The organism is Hadarchaeum sp. (SeqCode) (assembly GCF_049969415.1).
In the GTDB taxonomy this organism is placed as follows: domain Archaea; phylum Hadarchaeota; class Hadarchaeia; order Hadarchaeales; family Hadarchaeaceae; genus Hadarchaeum.
In genome coordinates this window covers 274-636 of sequence record NZ_JBMFOX010000133.1, presented here as the reverse complement: position 1 = coordinate 636, position 363 = coordinate 274, and the positions used below count along the sequence as shown (strand labels likewise).

The window sequence follows — 363 nt, the reverse complement described above, 5'->3', positions numbered from 1 at the left end:
ATTATCTATACCGTGCTCTTCGTCAAACCACTGCGCCTTCATTGCTCCAACACCTGCTCCAATGAACGCTCCGGTCACTGCCCCGACGAGAAGATCGATAAATAGTTTGACCAAGTAAGGAAGTGCCTCTCCTTTAACTTGAAGCAGTTCAACGTCGCTTATCTCACCGCCTTTGGGCAATGTCACCAATACCCTCTTGCGCTGATGTTGTTTGGGCGAAGCTCAGCTGGTTAAACGTCGGGACTAAACCAACAACAGCTGTAATGGTCAACAAAACTCCTTTCCTCCAGGTCGCCATCCTTCATCACCTCCTTTGATGGCGACCAAGATGATAATGGGGGGGCCCCCCCACCCCGTCAAGAC

At 51.0% G+C, this 363-nt stretch carries 1 protein-coding gene; it reads right to left on the bottom strand.

Annotated features, from left to right (window positions below; genetic code table 11):
* Positions 1–186 (bottom strand): hypothetical protein (locus tag ACP5PX_RS08365; protein WP_428085487.1); only part of this gene is annotated, 186 nt, incomplete at its 3' end.
* Between the last annotated feature and the right edge of the window lie 177 nt (positions 187–363).